Raw genomic sequence first — 17,032 nt, forward strand, 5'->3', positions numbered from 1 at the left:
TTAAATACTCTCAATATTCTACATAAACATTTTGGTAACTTCACTGCAACTATTCTCATATTTTCCCCCTAATAAAATTATTCTTATTTTATTATATTCTAGGTTTATGAATTTATTGCTAATCTTTTGAATATATTATTAAAATTTTTCCTTTTTTAAACTTTATATTTATCTTTTTATTATCTAAAAATTCATTGGAAATAAATTTACCTTCTCCAAAACTTAATATATTATTCTCAACTTCATATTTTGCTCCTATTATAGAAAAACCTTCAACATCATTTCCAAAAGCTTGAAAAGATATATATTTATATCCTTTATCTTCTAGCACAATATCCTTATTAGTTAGCAAGATAAGATTATTACTATCCCTTATATAACATTCAATATTATTGTTTAGCGCTATATTTAAAAGCCCTAAATTTCCCAAAACATGATCTAACCTAGTTCCTGTAACTCCTAAAATACATATTTTATCTGCTTTAAGTTCAATAGCCTTTAAAAGAGCTATCTCTGAATCTGTATTATCTTTCTCGCTATTAAACTTTAAAACATTTATACCTTCTAATTTATCCTTATAAAAATCATCTATAGAATCAAAATCTCCTAGAGCATAATGTGGAACAAAGCCATACTTAAAGTATGTTTCGCATCCTCTATCAGCTCCAATTAATATATCGCTACTTTTCATTTCTTCTAAAAATATATCTTTTTTAGGTGGATTTCCTCCTGATACTATTAAAACCTTCATTTATCTTAAAGCCTCATTCAACGCATTTATGTTTTCTTTTATTTTATTTTCTCTAAACACAGCAGAACCTGCAACCAATACGTTCGCACCAGCTTCTACAATAGATTTTATATTATGTGTATCTACTCCACCATCTACTTCTATTAAAAGATTTTGCTTATTTAACTTCTTAGCTAAATTTTTAACTTCTTGTATTTTATCTATAGAATATTCTATAAAGCTTTGACCTCCAAATCCAGGATTAACTGACATTATAAGCACCATATCTAAACTTGGTAATATATTTTTTAAAACACTTACAGGAGTTGCTGGATTTAATGCTATCCCAACTTTACATCCTTTATTCTTTATATAATTTACTGTTCTATCTATATGTCTTTCAGCTTCATAATGAAAAGTTATTATGTCTGCTCCACAATTTACAAATTCATCTATATATTTTGATGGATTTTCTATCATTAAATGAACATCAAATATCATTTTACTATTTTTCCTAAGCGCTTTTATTACTGGAAATCCAAAACTTATATTAGGAACAAAACTACCATCCATTATATCTATATGAAGAAATTCAGTATTAGTTTCTTCAACTGTTTTTACTTGTGCTCCTAAATTACAAAAATCTGCTGATAATATTGATGGTGCTAAATTTACCATTTTGTCACTCTCCTATTCATTATTTCTTCTAATGTCTTTACATAAAATTCATATCTTAATCTATTTATATTATTTTCTTCTACATTTTTTTTAACTGCACAATTTGGCTCTTTATAATGATTACACCCTTTAAATTTACAAGAATCATTATAATTTTCAAACTCTGGGAAACAATATTTTAAATCATCTTTATCTATAAAATCTAAGCCTAATGTAGAAAATCCAGGTGTGTCTACTAAAAAGCCATCTTTTATCTCTATTAGTTCACTATGCCTTGTAGTATGCTTTCCCCTACCTAGTTTTTCACTTATTTCTCCAGTTTCCATATGTTTTTTATTTATTAAAGCATTTAAAAGCGTCGATTTTCCAACACCAGATGGACCACAAAGTACACTTATATTATTTTTTAATCTTTCCTGTAATTCATCTATTCCTTGCTTTTCTTTAGCATTAATAAACAACACTTCGTATCCTATATTATTTATTGTCTTTCTTACTTCTTCCCTTTCCTGTTCAGTACATAAATCTCTTTTATTTAAACATACAATTGATTTTATATTATTATACTCACAAAGAACTAAAAATCTGTTTAAAAGATCATAGTTTATATCTGGCTTTTTTATTGCAAAAACTACGAACGCTTGTGTAACATTTGACACAGTTGGTCTTATAAGAGTTGATGTTCTTGGCAATATTTCTTCTATCGTTCCTTTGCCATTTACCATGTTTATTTTCACCCTATCTCCAACCATAGGTTTTAATGATTCATATCTAAATTTACCTCTAGCTTTACATTCTATTATATTATCAGATACCTTTATGTAATAAAATCCACCAATTCCCTTTAAAATAATTCCTTCCATTATACCTCCAATTTTTTTAATCTTACTTATAATTATATACTATAAAATAATATAATCCAAAATAAAATTTAAGAGATTAAAGTAAATTTACTCTAATCTCTTGAATTAATCTTTATTATGGTGCTTGCAATGTCGCTGTTATTGAACCACCCTTAGTCATTGTGCTTGAACTAACACTTACAACTTTCCATGAATTCATGTCTGCAGTTCCTTTTTGATCAAACCTTATTGAACCACCATGAGATGCTACCCATGATATAGCTTGTTGACCAGTCATTCCAATAAGAGGTGATGTACTTATAACATTTGAACTATTATTATCTGTATTCCCAGCTGTGCTATTACTTGAATTGTCATTAGGCTTGCTAGAATTAGAATTATTACCTGAATTATTGTCTTGTTTATTATTGTCATTATTCGAACTATTACTATTATTATTTGAGTTATTATTATTGGAATTATTGTTATTCGAGCTATTATTACTGTTCGAACTATTATTTGAATTATTGTTATTTGAGTTATTATTCGAATCAGCATTATTGTTTGAATTATTATTTGAGTTATCTGCGTAATCTCCATAATATGTTACATTTACAGTTGAACCTGATTTCACTTGATAACTAGATGCTGGATCTTGACTGTAAATCAATCCATTTTGTGATGATGTTGGAGCATTTTCTCCTTTAACAGCATTTACGTTAAGACCTAAATTTTTTAATATTGTTTTAGATTCTTCAACTGTTTTTCCTGTCAAATCTGGTACTGTAATTGTTGATGAATTAGCTCCTTTACTTACCACAAGATTTATACTATATCCACTTGGAACTCCACTTCCACTAATTGGAGAACTACTTATTACATTTCCTGATGCTACAGTATTACTATATTCATAAGTTATTGTTCCAACTTTTAGTCCATTGCTAGTTATAGTTGATTTTGCTGTTTCTAATGATAATCCAACTAAACTCGGAAGATTTATTGTTGTTTGTCCTCCACTTACAGTAACTATTATAGTACTTCCCTCTGTAACTTTAGTTCCTGCTACTGGATTTGTACTTAATACTGTTCCTTCAGCTTCAGAACTTTCCACTGTTTTTTCTTCATATACTAAGTTTAACTTTGTAAGTTGTGCTTTTGCTTTTGCATTTGTTTGATTAACTAAATCCGGCACAGTTACTTGAGCTGTGGAACTTGATGATGTTACATTAGATGAGCCTTTAGCCATATTTATTCCAACAAATGCACCTGCACCAACTATTGCTATAGCTATTATTATTACTCCAGCTATTATAGTTTTATTTCCTTTATTTTGTACTTTTTTTATTGGCTTTGGATCTTTTATAGGTTTTGATTCATGAATTTGAGAAACCTTTTTTAAATCTTTATCTATTCCATTGTTATCGTTAGAATTTTCTTCACTTTGCATATTGCTATTATTTGAATTTTCTTTAACCAAATCATCATCTACTATAGGATCCATTACTCTTGTAAATCCTGAATCATCAATCTCAACTTTATCCATCATCATGGTGAAATCTTCATTATTTTTAATTCTTTCAAGAGCATCTATAAATTCAAGTGCTGTTTGATACCTACTAGATGGATCTTTACTAATAGCCTTCATTATCAAATTATTAAGATTATCTGGAATTTCAGATGTTAAAACTTTTGGTTCAATAGGATTTTCTTGTATATGCTTAACTGCAACAGTTACTGGTGAATCTCCATCAAAAGGAACCTCTCCTGTTACCATTTCATATAAAACTATACCTAAAGAATAAAGATCTGTTCGATAATCTACATAACTTCCCTTAGCTTGCTCAGGAGAAAAATAATGAGCTGAGCCTAAAACACTATTAGTATGAGATATAGTTGATTCGCTCATGGATTTTGCTATTCCAAAGTCTGTAACCTTAACAACTCCATCCCTTGTTACTAATATATTTTGAGGCTTTATATCTCTGTGTATAATATTATTTTTATGTGCACAATCTAAAGCTCTAGCTATTTTAATAGCAAATGTTATAGCAATATCATACGGAATTTTTTTCTTTTCTTTTATTATATCCTTAAGAGTTTTTCCCTCTACATACTCCATTACTATATAATTTACACCATCTGTACTTCCAACATCTAATACATTAACTATATTAGGATTAGATAGATTAGCTATTGATGTGGCTTCTTTTTTAAACTTATTTACTATATTTTCATTATCCTTAAATGAATCTTTTAAAACTTTTACCGCAACAAATCTATTTAATTTTCTACATCTAGCTTTGTATACATAAGACATTCCACCTTCGCCAATTTGCTCTAAGATTTCATATCTATCACCTAAAATACTACCTATCATTTTGACTCTCTCCTCCAAAAACTAGAACTGTTATATTGTCTCGTCCCCCTCTTTGTTTAACTACCTCAACTAATTTTTCGCATGATTTATTCAAATCATTAGAGTTTATTATTTCTCTCCACATCTCATCTTTTTCTAAATCATTTGCAAAGCCATCTGTGCATAATAAAAACAAATCATATTCATTTTTATCCATTCCTATTATATCTGCATTTACTCTATTATTAGTACCTAAAGCTCTCGTTATTATATTTTTTCTTGGGTGATTTTTAGCTTCTTCCTCAGTTATACAACCACTATCTAATAGTTCTTGCACTAAAGAATGATCTCTTGTTAATTTATCTATCCCCTTATTACTTAAACCAAAGCAACAACTATCCCCAACATTAGCTATTTGTATTTTATTATTATATACAAATGCTGCAGTTAAAGTTGTTCCCATTCCACCATAACCTTTTTGCGAAGTTGCTAACTCATATATATCTAAATTAACGTTAGATATAGCCTCTTCTAAAATGTTATCAATTGATATTTTACCAATTTTTTCTTTTATATACTTCATTATACCTTCTGCAGCCATTTTACTAGCTACTTCTCCAGCATTATGTCCTCCCATACCGTCTGCTACTATATAAAGCGAGAATTTATCCTCTATACAATATGCAAAATAATCTTCATTTAGTTCCCTCACATTACCATTGTCAGTAAAAAAACCAATCATTTTTGTTCCCCCTAATCCTGCTTTTTAGACTGAATATAACTCCTCCTTAGTTGTCCACATGCCGCATTAATATCAGATCCCATTTCTCTTCTTACTGTAGCTTCTATACCATAATATTTTAATATAGATACAAAATTAGCTATATCATTTTTAGATGATTTTTTAAATGAATTTTCTTTTATTTCATTAACTGGTATCAAATTGACATGACACAACATATTTTTAAGTAAAGCACCTAAACTCTTAGCATCTTCTTTACTGTCATTTACTCCCTTTACTAATGAATATTCAAAGGTTATTCTTCTACTTGTCTTTTCTATATAATATTTACAAGCATCTAATATTTGAGCTATATCATATTTATTTGCTATTGGCATTATTTGTTTTCTTATTTCGTCAGTTGTAGCATGAAGAGATATTGCAAGAGTTATTTGCATTTCCTTATCTGCCATCTCATATATCTTAGGTACTATACCACAAGTTGATAAAGTTATATGTCTTTGTCCAATGTTTAATCCATAATCTGAATTTACAAGTTCTAAAAACTTCATAACATTATCATAATTATCTAATGGCTCACCACTTCCCATTAAAACTATATTAGATATTCTATCCCCTAAAACATTTTGACAAAGAATAATTTGTGATAATATTTCTCCTGCTGTTAAATTTCTAATCATACCATCTATTGTTGAAGCGCAAAATTTACATCCCATCCTACACCCAACTTGAGTAGATACACATACAGAATTTCCGTGCTTATATGACATAATAACACACTCTACTATATTATCATCATTAAGACGCAATAACAACTTCCTAGTTTTATCTTCTTTAGATTCTAAAGTCTCTATAATCGTTGGAAATCCTATATAGAAAAATTTTTTTAATTTATTTTTTGTTGAAGATGATATGTTTTTCATCAAATCAAAATCATATTGCCCTTTATATATCCATTCAAATACTTGTTTAGCTCTAAATGCACTTTCTTCGTTATCCTTCATCCAAATTTTCAACTCATCTAAAGTGTAATCTAATATGTTTACCATTTTTTCACCTACTATTTTTTTCTAAGTCTTGCAATAAAAAATCCATCCATATATTTATTAGGGAGTATCGTTACTGTTCCATTTGTATTATATAAAATATTATCTTTTTTACATAGATTTATTTTTTCAACTTCACAATCCTCATGTTTTCTTAAAAACCAATTTATAATTTCTTCATTTTCATCTTTATTAAGGGTACAAGTTGAATATATCATCTCTCCACCCCTTTTAAGATATCTCCATGCATTTTCTAAAATAACCCTTTGAGTTTTTTCTATATCTTTTAAATCTTTTAATGTCTTAGTCCATTTTATTTCAGGCTTCTTTCTTATTATTCCTAGACCAGAGCACGGAACATCTAAAAGTATCTTATCTGCGGAATTTAAATATTGCCTATTAAATTTAGAGGCATCACCTAATTTTACCTCTATATTAAAAATTCCAAGCCTTTTTGCATTATCTTCTATAAGTTTTAATTTATGAGTGTGTATATCAAATGCTAAAACTTTTCCTGTATTATTTAATATTTCACCAACATGTGTACCCTTAGTCCCTGGTGCACTACAAATATCTAAAACTATATCATTATATCTTAAATTTAAGCATTCTGAAACTAGCATGGCACTTTCATCCTGAACTGTAAACATACCCTTTGTATAAAGGGAATTTTTTTCAATAGAACTTCCTTTTTTAATCATTATTGCACTATCTGAAATATATCCCTTTTCTACATCATAACCTTCAACTAATAAAGAGTTTAAAAGTTCTTCCCTAGTTGTCTTTAATATATTAGTTCTTACTGTTATATATGGAGTTTCGTTTAATCCTTTTAATATTTTTATTCCATTTTCTTTTCCATACTGTTTAAGGAATAATTTTATCATCCATGAATTGAAAGAAAAATAATATTCTAAACTCTCCATATCAGTTAGTCCTTTTTTATAATCTTTATCTAAGTTCCTTAAATAATTTCTAAGAACTCCATTTACAAAACTCGATAAACTTTTTGCTCTTATTTTCGCTAAATTAACTGATTCATTAACTACCGCATAAGAAGGAATTCTATCTAAATATTTTATTTGATATATTGCACTTCTTAAAATATTAACTACCTTTTCATCTATATCCTTAACATCTGATACAAAACTTCCTAAAATTATGTCTATGGTTTTTTTATTTTTTAATGTACCATAAACCACCTCTGTTATAAGGCCTCTATCCTTATCATTAATATTAGAATTTTTAAATCTTTTGTTTATTTCAATATTAGAATATGCACCCTTTTTTATTACATTATCCAATATTTCTACTATTATCTTTCTAGAATTCATTATTTAAACTCCTAATTATTCGAATTTCTATCACTTAAAACTATTAATCTTAAAAGTTGAGATACTGCCATAAGAGTAGCTGCTACATAAGTTAAAGCTGCTGCATTTAAAACCTTTTTAGCACCATTTACTTCATTTCCATATAAAATACCTCTTTGCTCTAAAAGCTTTAATGCTCTAGATGAAGCATTAAATTCTACTGGAAGAGTCACAAGTTGAAATACTACAACTGCTGAAAAAAGTAAAATTCCAACTGTTGTTAATCCACTAAAATTTAAAATTATCCCAGCTATAAATAAAAGCCATGACATACTAGACGCAAAATTCACAGCAGGTGCTATTGAATTTCTAAATATAAGAGCGCTGTATTTTTCTTTATGCTGTATAGCATGACCAACCTCATGAGCTGCAACTCCAAGTGCCGCAACAGATGTTCCATTATATATACCAGAAGATAATCTTAAAATTCTTTTGGTTGGGTCATAGTGATCACTTAATTTTCCCCTTACTGTTTCAATTTGAACATCATAAAGACCAGCATCATCTAAAAGCATTCTAGCCACATTATAGCCACTATATCTATTAAAGCTCTCTATTCTCTCATATTCATTAAAAGTACTAGATACCTTAAACTGCGCCCATGCAGATACTATTAAAGCTGGCACAAGTATAATAAATGTTGGATCAAAAAACATTCCATAATAGCCAAACATAATCTTCACTCCCTATCCCTAATATTTTATTTATAATATACTATTATTTTAATATAGTACCTATATCTATTTTATTACCATTTATAAACTGCTGAACAAAAAGTGGTTTACCATTTGGAAATTGAAGCTTTTCTATCACTAAAACCCCTTCTTCTGTAGCAACTTTTATTCCATTTTTATCAACTGATATTATAGTCCCTGGAACTTTTTCTGAATTTACATTTTCCACATGAGATTTATAAATTTTCATGGTTAAATCTCCATAACTTGTAGTAGCTATTGGCCAAGGATTTAATCCTCTTATTAAGTTATGAATTTTCTGTGCACTTAAATTCCAATTTATTTTAGCAATATCTTTATTTAACATTGAAGCATATGAGCTCTTACTATCATCTTGTTTTTTAGGTTTTATATTCCCCTGTGCAAGTTCATTTATAGTATTAATTAAAAGATCTGCTCCTGTAACTTTTAAAATTTCATAAAGTTCACCAGAGGTCATATCAGGAGTCACCTCAACTTTATTTGTAAGTAGCATATCCCCTGTATCCAATCCAATATCCATAAGCATAGTTGTGTTTCCAGCTAAAGTTTCCCCATTTATAACACTCCACTGAATAGGAGCTGCACCTCTATATTTAGGTAAAAGAGAACCATGTAAATTTATACAACCATATTTAGGTATATCCAAAATTTCTTTTGGTAATATTTGACCAAAAGCTACTACTATTATAAAATCCAAATCTAAATTTTTTAAAACTGTCATAGATTCTTCATCATTTCTTATTTTTAAAGGTTGATAAACTGGTATATTATTTTGCATAGCAACCTCTTTTACAGGCGACATAGCTAACTTTTTACCTCTTCCCTTTGGTCTATCAGGTTGCGTAAAAACTGCTTTAACACCAAACTCTTTTATTAATAATTCTAAAGAAGGTACAGCAAAATCCGGCGTACCCATAAACGCTATATTCATAAAATTTCTCTCCTTATTTTATCTATCTATAAATAATATTCCATCTAAATGATCATTTTCATGTTGAATAGCTCTTGCTAGAAGTCCTTCTCCTTCTAATACAAATTCTTCACCATTTTCATCTAATGCTTTTATTTTCACATAATTTGCTCTTTCAACTTCATTTTCGCGTCCTGGAAGACTTAAACATCCTTCTATATCTTTTTGTGAACCTTTAGTCTCTAGTATTTGAGGATTTATAAATACTCTTATCCCTTCGCCGTCTTGAGCATCTATAACAAATATTCTTCTAAGTATTCCAACTTGAGGAGCTGCAAGACCCACACCATTTTTGTCATACATAGTCTCTATCATATCTTTTATAGTTATTTTTATTCTATCTGTTATATTATCTACTTCCCTACACTTCTTTCTAAGCACTTCATCTTCATTAATCCTAAGATTTCTAATAGCCATAAATATTCCTCCTTACATTAAACTATTGGGGTTTATATCTAAAGAAACCCTTATTTCATTATAAATATTTTTTGTATTTTCATAAACATTTTTCTTTATTTTATCAGTTATTATATCACTAAAATTGCCTTTTATCATCATTTGCCATCTATAAATATTATTTATTTTGCTTATAGGACACGCACTTGGATTATATATATGTACTTCATCATGCCCTTTTAAAACCATTTGTAAACTTTTTTTTAATTTTTTACTAAATATTTCAATTTTCTTTTCTGACTCTCCCGCCATATTTATTATTAATATTTTACTAAAAGGTGGATAATCTAAACTTTTTCTTATAACTATTTCTCTTTTAAAAAATTCATTATAATTACTATCCTTAGCTAGATAAACAGCATAATTTTGTGGAGAATAAGTCTGTATTATAACTTCTCCAGCTTTTTCTCCTCTCCCTGCCCTTCCGCTTACTTGCGTTAACATCTGAAATGTTCTTTCACTTGACCTATAATCTGGAAGATTAAGTGCCATATCCGCTGTTATTACCCCAACTAAAGTAACATTTTCAAAATCAAACCCCTTTGTTACCATTTGCGTTCCTATTAATATATCAGCCTCTTTGTTTTTAAAAGAATTATATATAGCTTCATAAGAATTCTTTCTTCTTGTAGTATCTACATCTAATCTCAGCACCCTAGCGTTTGGAAAGTATTTTTTCACAATCTCTTGAACCTTTTCCGTTCCCGCCCCAAAGTATTTCACATAACTACTTCCACATTTAGGGCATGTTGTTTTTATTTTTTCTCGTCTTCCACAATAATGGCAAACTAAATATCCATTATTATGATATGTCATTGATATATCACAATTCTCACATTTAAATACATAACCACAACTTCTACAAGAAACGAACGTTGAAAAACCTCTTCTATTTAAAAATAATATAATTTGTTCATTTTTATTTAATCTATCATTTATTTTTTCAAATAATTTTCTACTAAATATAGATTTATTATTATTTTTAAGTTCTTCCCTCATATCCACTAATTCTACGCTAGGAAGTTTTTTATTATTTGCTCTCTTGTTAATCATCACAAGTTCATATTCACCATTTAAGGCTTTATAAAAACTCTCTATACTAGGTGTTGCAGACCCTAACACAACCTTACACCCTTTAATTTTCGCAAAAAATTCGCATACTTCTATAGTATTATATTTAGGATTCATATCTGATTTATAGCTTCTATCATGTTCCTCATCAACAATAATAAGCCCTAAATCTTTAAATGGTAAAAATAAAGCTGACCTTGTTCCAACTACAAGACTTACTTCCCTATTTTTAACCCTATACCACTGATCATATCTCTCACCAGTAGAAAGCTTACTATGAAAAACTGCTACATCATTTCCAAATCTCCCTTTAAAACGTTCTATCATTTGAGGTGTTAAAGAAATCTCAGGAACTAATATTAAACAAGTTTTATCTAATAAAAGCATATAACTTACAAGGTTCATATAAACCTCTGTTTTTCCACTACCTGTTACACCATTTAATAAAGAGATAGATTTTTTAGTATCTAATATTTTATCATAAGCATTTATTTGCTCTTCATTTAACTTTTTAGGTGGATAAACAGGGAATTCTCTATTTACTATCCTACTAATATCTATTTCCTTTATTTCTAAAGCACCAAGCTTTATAAGTTTGTTTATCATATACGCTGATATATTCGTCTTAGTAGTTAATTCTATTTTATTAAATTTTCCACTATATTTTTTTATATGATTTAAAGCTTCCTTTTGTTGTAAAGTCATATTATCAATTTCTTTTGAGAAAAATACCGCAGATTTGGTTTTTGTTGTATTTCCTCCCATTATTCTGTATGGAATCAAAATCCTTATAGCATCTATATATTTACACATATATTTTTCTCTTAAAAAATTTACAATCTTAAAATCATCTTCTGTTAAAAGTGCTTCCTCATCACAAAGTTTCGTTATATATTTATATTTTATATTAGATTTTTTTTCATAAACATCATTTAAAAGTCCTATAACAAATCCTTCTACTTTTTTATTACCTGCTCCAAAGCAAACCAAAACCCTATAACCGATTTTTATTTTTTCTCTCATCTCTGGTCTTATCTTATATGTAAAAGGCTTATCAACTTGCAAAGCATCACTATTTATTATAACCTGCGCAAAATTATACATAAAAATCATCCTCTATATGTATATAGAATAAAAAGGCGCTCTTAGCGCCCTTTTATCATATCAAATATGTTTTTTGCTACTTCTCTTTTAGACATTTTATCTAAAGAAATAACATCCCCTAAACTACTTATTATAGTAACTTTATTATCATCTGATGCAAAGCCTGTATCATTTGATGTAATATCATTAGCTACTATATAATCTATATTTTTCCTCTTTAGTTTGGCTTTAGCATTTTCTATAACATTGCTACTTTCTGCTGCAAAACCAACTATTATTTGATTTGTTTTCTGCTTACCTAAAGTTTCTAAAATATCTTTATCTCTTTCTAATTCTATAACTAAATTAGAATCTGTTTTTTTTATTTTTTCTTTACTATACTCTTTAACATTAAAATCAGCCACAGCAGCAGATTTTACTACTATGTTGCTATCATTAAAGTTATCAAGTACAGCATTAAGCATTTCTTCATTTGTATTAACTTTAATAAAGTTAATACCTGTTGGGATATCTAAACTAGTAGGTCCTGATATTAAAGTAACATTTGCTCCTCTATCTCTAGCTTCTTTGGCTATTTCATATCCCATTTTACCAGTTGATCTATTAGTTAAATATCTTACTGGATCTATTGGAACTATGGTAGGGCCTGCTGTTACTAAAACATTTTTTCCTTCAAAATCTCTACTTTTAGAACTTAATTTCTTTATAATTTTCTCTGCAATTATCTCAGTATTTTCAAGTTTTCCACGTCCTATATCACCACAAGCTAGTCTTCCACTTGCTGGATTTATAAAACCATAACCCAAATCTTTTAAAGTAGCCATATTTTTTTGAACTATTTTATTTTCATACATATTCGTATTCATAGCTGGGCAAAAAATAACTTCAGCTTTTGTTGCCATAATAGTTGTAGATAACATATCATCTGCTATACCATTTGCAACTTTCCCTATTATATTAGCAGTAGCTGGAACTACCACAACTAAATCTGCCCATTTAGCTAAAGATATATGTTGTATTTCCCATGCCTTTGGTTCATCAAACATATTAATTACCACAGGATTTTCACTTAGGGATTGAAAAGATAAAGGAGTTACAAATTCTGTAGCTGATTTAGTCATTATAACTTTTACTTCTATTCCCTTTTTCTTTAATCTACTTATAACATCTAAAGCCTTATAAACAGCTATTCCACCACTTACACCTAATAATACTTTTTTATTATTCATTATCATTTTTAACATTCTCATATTTAACGAAGCCATCATTAACTTCGTTTATAGCAACTGTAAGTGGCTTGTTTGATGGTACAGTTACATAAGCCTCAGACCCATCTATTATTTGTCTTGCTCTTTTTGATGTTATTATAACTAATGAATATCTATTGTCTACTTTTTCTAATAAATCCACTATTGATGGATTAATCATAGAGTTGTTCATGAATAATATCCTCCTTTGACTCTATTACAGTCTCTTTTAATCTATCTACTCTACACATCTCTGCAGTTAATATGCATTCTATTTTGTGAACTGCATCCTCTACATTATCATTTACTACAGCATAATTATATTTTGATACATAATTTATTTCTTGGTAAGCTGACTTAAATCTAGTCATTAAACTCTCTGGAGTTTCGCTACCTCTTTTTATTATTCTTTGTTTAAGTTCTTCCATAGAAGGAGGTAATATAAATATAAATACTCCTTCCGTAGCCTTTTCTTTTACCTTTAGTGCACCTTGTATATCTATTTCTAAAATCACATTTTTTCCTGATTCTAAAACTTCTTCAACATTAGATTTAGGAGTACCATAAAAATTCCCATAAACTTGAGCATATTCTAAGAAATCACCTTGTTCTAGCTTTTTTAAAAAATCTTCTTTTTTTAGGAAATGGTAATTTACACCATCTATTTCGCCATCTCTCGGATTTCTTGTAGTGGCTGATACTGAAACTTCTATATCCTGTCTTTTTTCTAATAGTGCTTTACATATAGTTCCTTTTCCTGCACCTGATGGCCCTGATATAACTATTAATAATCCTTTATTACAGTGCCTCATGTTATTCATCATCCTCTTCTATTACTTCATCTTTTGTTGAAAGTCTATGTGCAACAGTTTCTGGTTGAACTGCTGATAATATAACATGATCTGAATCAGTTATTATAACAGCCCTAGTTCTTCTTCCATATGTTGCATCAATAAGCATACCTCTATCTCTGGCCTCTTGAATTATCCTTTTTATTGGAGCAGACTCTGGACTAACTATTGCAATTAATCTATTTGCAGAAACTATATTTCCAAAACCAATATTTATTAGCTTTATACCCATTTTATTCCTCCCGTTATTCAATATTTTGTACTTGCTCTCTAATTTTTTCTATAATATTTTTAATATCTATAACACTATTAGTTATTTCTAAATCATTAGATTTTGAAGCTATTGTATTTGCTTCTCTGTTCATCTCTTGCACTAAAAAATCTAATTTTCTACCAATTGATTCTTTAAAAGATAGGCTTTCTCTTAATTGACTTATATGGCTTTTTAACCTTATTATTTCTTCATCTATAGTAGCTTTATCTGCAAATATTACAACTTCTGTCGCAAGCCTAGTCTCATCTATATCTACATTTCCTAAAAAGTCTTTAAGTCTTTCTTTAAGTTTTTCTCTATAATTTTCAACAACCACAGATGATTTTAATTCGATAAAATTAACTAACTTTTCTATTTTAAAGGATTTTTCTAAAATATCTTTTGCTAATTTTTCACCTTCATTTACTCTCATAGCTACAATTCCATCTATGGCTTCACTTAACACACCCTCTATATCATTCCAAATTTTTTCTAAATCTTCTTCTTTTTCTTCTATAACTATAACCTCTGGGTGTTTTACAATCATAGATAATTTAATATCATCTTCTAAATCTTTAAATTCATTTTTAAGAGAATTCAAACACTTAACATAACTTTTAGCAAACTCTAAATTAACTTTAGCTCTTCCTTGTGCTTTACTATAATCTTTAAGATTTATAAATACATCTACTTTTCCTCGGCTTAGTCTTTCTGATATTAACCTTCTAATTTTTTCTTCTAAAGACACAAATGTTTTAGGCATTTTAATATTTATATCTAAATATCTGTGATTTACGCTTTTAATTTCTATAGAAAAGTTTTTATCACTATCCTCGCCACTAGATGCCCTTCCAAAGCCAGTCATACTCTTAACCATAAAAGAACTCCTCTCTTTTGAATTAGTTATTTAATAAATACAAGGTAAAATACATTTTAATTTTCAAATTACATATGTATCATATTTAATAGATATAAAATACTTTAATTTATAAATAATATTTAGTCAATATTTTATTAACAAATTATTAACATTTACATAAAAAAGACCATAACAGTTATCTTAAAATTAATATTTATTAAGATAACTATTATGGCAATATTTTTTAGGATATCAAAGGTAATATCAGTTTTAATATAAATACAAAACCTAAAATTATCATCACTTTTGATAATGGTTTTTTCTTAGACTTTTCTTTAGTAAATATATTGTTTAATATATTTAAAACTACATAAACTAAAACCCCAACTGTTAACCCATCACCTATACTATAAGTAAGTGGCATCAAAGCTATTGTTAAAAAAGCTGGTACAGCTTCTGTTATGTCTGAAAAATCTATTTTAACTATACTTCCAAGCATTAAATATCCAACATATATTAGAGCTGGTGCTGTCGCACAGGTTGGTACTGCTATAAATACTGGCGAAAAAAATGTTGCTATAAAAAATAATACACCTATTGTTATAGCTGTTAATCCTGTTCTTCCCCCTTCTTCAACACCTGTTGCACTTTCTACATAAGTAGTCACAGCAGATGTTCCCATAAGAGCTCCAGCCGTTGTTCCTAAAGCATCAACTAAAAGTGCTTTCCCTGCATTAGGTACTCTTCCATCTTTATCTAGCATATTAGCCCTTGATGCTACTCCAACTAAAGTTCCAACAGTATCAAAGAAATCTACAAATAAAAAAGTAAGTACAATAACAGCAAAATTAAATATATTTTCTGGAGTTGTTAAATAAGAAAAATCTATCTTTCCAGCTATTGGAGCTAAAGATTCAAATTTAAAAATCCCACTTGGAACACTTATTCCTAGCAAATTTGCTGACTCTGGTCTTAAAATTGCATATCCCCATGCCATAACTGTTGATATTACAATACCTATAAGCATAGACCCTTTAACTTTATTTTTTTCAAGTATTACTATAACTATAAGACCTATCACAGCAATCAGTACTGTTGGAGAGAAAAAATTCCCCATAGTAACCTTTGTGGATTCATCAGAAACAACAAGCCCTGCCCCATTAAAACCTACAAAAGCTATAAATAAACCTATTCCACCTGTTACTGCATATTTTAAATTAAGCGGTATTGCATCAACTACCGCCTCCCGTACTTTAAACAATGATAATAATATGAAAATTATTCCTTCAACAAAAACTGCTGTTAATGCTATATCCCATGAAATTCCCTTGCCAATTACTACGGAAAATGCAAAAAAAGCATTAAGCCCCATACCAGATGCCAATCCAATTGGAAGCTTTGCATATAACCCCATAAGTATACATGAAAATGCAGCTGACAAACATGTAGCTGTAACCAACGCTCCTTGTGGCATTCCTGTTGCACTTAAGATAGATGGATTTACAGCTATTATGTAAGCCATTGCTAAAAAACTTGTTGTACCCGCTATTATTTCTCTTTTGTAATCTTTTTTATCTTCAGGCAATATTCGTAACTCTTTTCCCAAAATAATTCCTCCCAATGTTTGTTTGAAAAATAAACAAGTATAATAAATATAAAAAAATATATTCAATTCTTTAAATTAATATTTTTGTATTATTTTTACGAATTTATAATATTATATACATTGCCTAAAGTC

General features: G+C 28.7%; 17 protein-coding genes. All 17 read right to left on the bottom strand.

The genetic code is table 11. The features are described from left to right. Window positions 1-118 precede the first annotated feature (118 nt). The 17 genes from HH195_RS06965 to HH195_RS07045 all read right to left on the bottom strand — a co-directional run bounded on the left by HH195_RS06965 (window position 119) and on the right by HH195_RS07045 (window position 16,900). Window positions 119-751 carry a thiamine diphosphokinase gene (locus HH195_RS06965; RefSeq protein ID WP_058991992.1) on the bottom strand — a complete coding sequence of 211 codons (633 nt, stop codon included), beginning with the start codon at window positions 749-751 and terminating at the stop codon, window positions 119-121. Further along, the gene (rpe, locus tag HH195_RS06970; protein ID WP_055257200.1) at window positions 752-1,408 is read right to left on the bottom strand and encodes a ribulose-phosphate 3-epimerase; all 657 of its coding nucleotides are present in this window, start codon (window positions 1,406-1,408) and stop codon (window positions 752-754) included. After that, window positions 1,402-2,271, bottom strand: a complete 870-nt coding sequence (gene rsgA / locus HH195_RS06975; RefSeq protein ID WP_196370430.1) for a ribosome small subunit-dependent GTPase A — start codon at window positions 2,269-2,271, stop codon at window positions 1,402-1,404. Before rsgA ends, rpe begins: the two co-directional genes overlap by 7 nt. Before the next feature lie 115 nt (window positions 2,272-2,386). Then, entirely contained in the window at window positions 2,387-4,627 is a 2,241-nt protein-coding gene (gene pknB / locus HH195_RS06980) for a Stk1 family PASTA domain-containing Ser/Thr kinase (protein WP_196370432.1), read from the bottom strand. Further along, the gene (locus tag HH195_RS06985) at window positions 4,617-5,348 is read right to left on the bottom strand and encodes a Stp1/IreP family PP2C-type Ser/Thr phosphatase (protein WP_055257203.1); all 732 of its coding nucleotides are present in this window, start codon (window positions 5,346-5,348) and stop codon (window positions 4,617-4,619) included. Before HH195_RS06985 ends, pknB begins: the two co-directional genes overlap by 11 nt. Window positions 5,349-5,359: 11 nt before the next feature. After that, complete coding sequence (gene rlmN, locus HH195_RS06990) at window positions 5,360-6,397, bottom strand: dual-specificity RNA methyltransferase RlmN (protein WP_196370434.1); 1,038 nt, start codon at window positions 6,395-6,397, stop codon at window positions 5,360-5,362. Window positions 6,398-6,408: 11 nt separating this feature from the next. Further along, window positions 6,409-7,728 (bottom strand): 16S rRNA (cytosine(967)-C(5))-methyltransferase RsmB, encoded by a 1,320-nt coding sequence (rsmB, locus tag HH195_RS06995; RefSeq protein ID WP_196370436.1) that lies wholly within the window; start codon window positions 7,726-7,728, stop codon window positions 6,409-6,411. A gap of 11 nt (window positions 7,729-7,739) precedes the next feature. Beyond that, the gene (locus HH195_RS07000; RefSeq protein WP_055257206.1) at window positions 7,740-8,441 is read right to left on the bottom strand and encodes a zinc metallopeptidase; all 702 of its coding nucleotides are present in this window, start codon (window positions 8,439-8,441) and stop codon (window positions 7,740-7,742) included. Window positions 8,442-8,484: 43 nt separating this feature from the next. Further along, window positions 8,485-9,414: a methionyl-tRNA formyltransferase gene (gene fmt, locus HH195_RS07005; protein ID WP_196370438.1), complete on the bottom strand. Its 930-nt coding sequence runs from the start codon at window positions 9,412-9,414 to the stop codon at window positions 8,485-8,487. A gap of 18 nt (window positions 9,415-9,432) precedes the next feature. Then, on the bottom strand, window positions 9,433-9,870 hold the full coding sequence (gene def / locus HH195_RS07010; protein ID WP_058992005.1) for a peptide deformylase: 438 nt from the start codon (window positions 9,868-9,870) through the stop codon (window positions 9,433-9,435). A gap of 12 nt (window positions 9,871-9,882) precedes the next feature. Next, window positions 9,883-12,084, bottom strand: coding sequence for a primosomal protein N' (gene priA, locus HH195_RS07015; protein ID WP_196370440.1), 2,202 nt, complete (start codon window positions 12,082-12,084; stop codon window positions 9,883-9,885). A gap of 41 nt (window positions 12,085-12,125) precedes the next feature. Beyond that, complete coding sequence (coaBC, locus tag HH195_RS07020; RefSeq protein WP_196371917.1) at window positions 12,126-13,313, bottom strand: bifunctional phosphopantothenoylcysteine decarboxylase/phosphopantothenate--cysteine ligase CoaBC; 1,188 nt, start codon at window positions 13,311-13,313, stop codon at window positions 12,126-12,128. Continuing rightward, window positions 13,306-13,524 carry a DNA-directed RNA polymerase subunit omega gene (gene rpoZ, locus HH195_RS07025; protein WP_055257210.1) on the bottom strand — a complete coding sequence of 73 codons (219 nt, stop codon included), beginning with the start codon at window positions 13,522-13,524 and terminating at the stop codon, window positions 13,306-13,308. Before rpoZ ends, coaBC begins: the two co-directional genes overlap by 8 nt. Beyond that, window positions 13,505-14,152, bottom strand: a complete 648-nt coding sequence (gene gmk / locus HH195_RS07030) for a guanylate kinase (RefSeq protein WP_371811688.1) — start codon at window positions 14,150-14,152, stop codon at window positions 13,505-13,507. Before gmk ends, rpoZ begins: the two co-directional genes overlap by 20 nt. Further along, the gene (gene remA, locus HH195_RS07035; RefSeq protein WP_055257211.1) at window positions 14,145-14,414 is read right to left on the bottom strand and encodes an extracellular matrix/biofilm regulator RemA; all 270 of its coding nucleotides are present in this window, start codon (window positions 14,412-14,414) and stop codon (window positions 14,145-14,147) included. The genes gmk and remA overlap by 8 nt, the downstream gene beginning before the upstream one ends. 13 nt (window positions 14,415-14,427) lie before the next feature. After that, complete coding sequence (locus HH195_RS07040; protein ID WP_055257212.1) at window positions 14,428-15,312, bottom strand: YicC/YloC family endoribonuclease; 885 nt, start codon at window positions 15,310-15,312, stop codon at window positions 14,428-14,430. Between the two features lie 226 nt (window positions 15,313-15,538). Beyond that, a complete protein-coding gene (locus tag HH195_RS07045) occupies window positions 15,539-16,900 on the bottom strand; it encodes an NCS2 family permease (protein ID WP_243278492.1) in 1,362 nt (453 codons plus the stop codon). Between the last annotated feature and the right edge of the window lie 132 nt (window positions 16,901-17,032).

This window comes from Candidatus Sarcina troglodytae, assembly GCF_015708635.1.
GTDB lineage: Bacteria > Bacillota > Clostridia > Clostridiales > Clostridiaceae > Sarcina > Sarcina ventriculi.

Excerpts from the sequence above, each read along its gene's own strand:
- rpoZ (WP_055257210.1), bottom strand. The coding sequence starts at position 13,524 with ATGAACAACTCTATGATTAATCCATCAATAGTGGATTTATTAGAAAAA.
- gmk (WP_371811688.1), bottom strand. The coding sequence starts at position 14,152 with ATGAATAACATGAGGCACTGTAATAAAGGATTATTAATAGTTATATCA.
- priA (WP_196370440.1), bottom strand. The coding sequence starts at position 12,084 with ATGTATAATTTTGCGCAGGTTATAATAAATAGTGATGCTTTGCAAGTT.
- def (WP_058992005.1), bottom strand. The coding sequence starts at position 9,870 with ATGGCTATTAGAAATCTTAGGATTAATGAAGATGAAGTGCTTAGAAAG.
- pknB (WP_196370432.1), bottom strand. The coding sequence starts at position 4,627 with ATGATAGGTAGTATTTTAGGTGATAGATATGAAATCTTAGAGCAAATT.
- remA (WP_055257211.1), bottom strand. The coding sequence starts at position 14,414 with ATGGGTATAAAGCTAATAAATATTGGTTTTGGAAATATAGTTTCTGCA.
- HH195_RS06965 (WP_058991992.1), bottom strand. The coding sequence starts at position 751 with ATGAAGGTTTTAATAGTATCAGGAGGAAATCCACCTAAAAAAGATATA.
- HH195_RS07040 (WP_055257212.1), bottom strand. The coding sequence starts at position 15,312 with ATGGTTAAGAGTATGACTGGCTTTGGAAGGGCATCTAGTGGCGAGGAT.
- fmt (WP_196370438.1), bottom strand. The coding sequence starts at position 9,414 with ATGAATATAGCGTTTATGGGTACGCCGGATTTTGCTGTACCTTCTTTA.
- rsgA (WP_196370430.1), bottom strand. The coding sequence starts at position 2,271 with ATGGAAGGAATTATTTTAAAGGGAATTGGTGGATTTTATTACATAAAG.
- rsmB (WP_196370436.1), bottom strand. The coding sequence starts at position 7,728 with ATGAATTCTAGAAAGATAATAGTAGAAATATTGGATAATGTAATAAAA.
- rlmN (WP_196370434.1), bottom strand. The coding sequence starts at position 6,397 with ATGGTAAACATATTAGATTACACTTTAGATGAGTTGAAAATTTGGATG.
- coaBC (WP_196371917.1), bottom strand. The coding sequence starts at position 13,313 with ATGAATAATAAAAAAGTATTATTAGGTGTAAGTGGTGGAATAGCTGTT.
- HH195_RS06985 (WP_055257203.1), bottom strand. The coding sequence starts at position 5,348 with ATGATTGGTTTTTTTACTGACAATGGTAATGTGAGGGAACTAAATGAA.
- rpe (WP_055257200.1), bottom strand. The coding sequence starts at position 1,408 with ATGGTAAATTTAGCACCATCAATATTATCAGCAGATTTTTGTAATTTA.
- HH195_RS07000 (WP_055257206.1), bottom strand. The coding sequence starts at position 8,441 with ATGTTTGGCTATTATGGAATGTTTTTTGATCCAACATTTATTATACTT.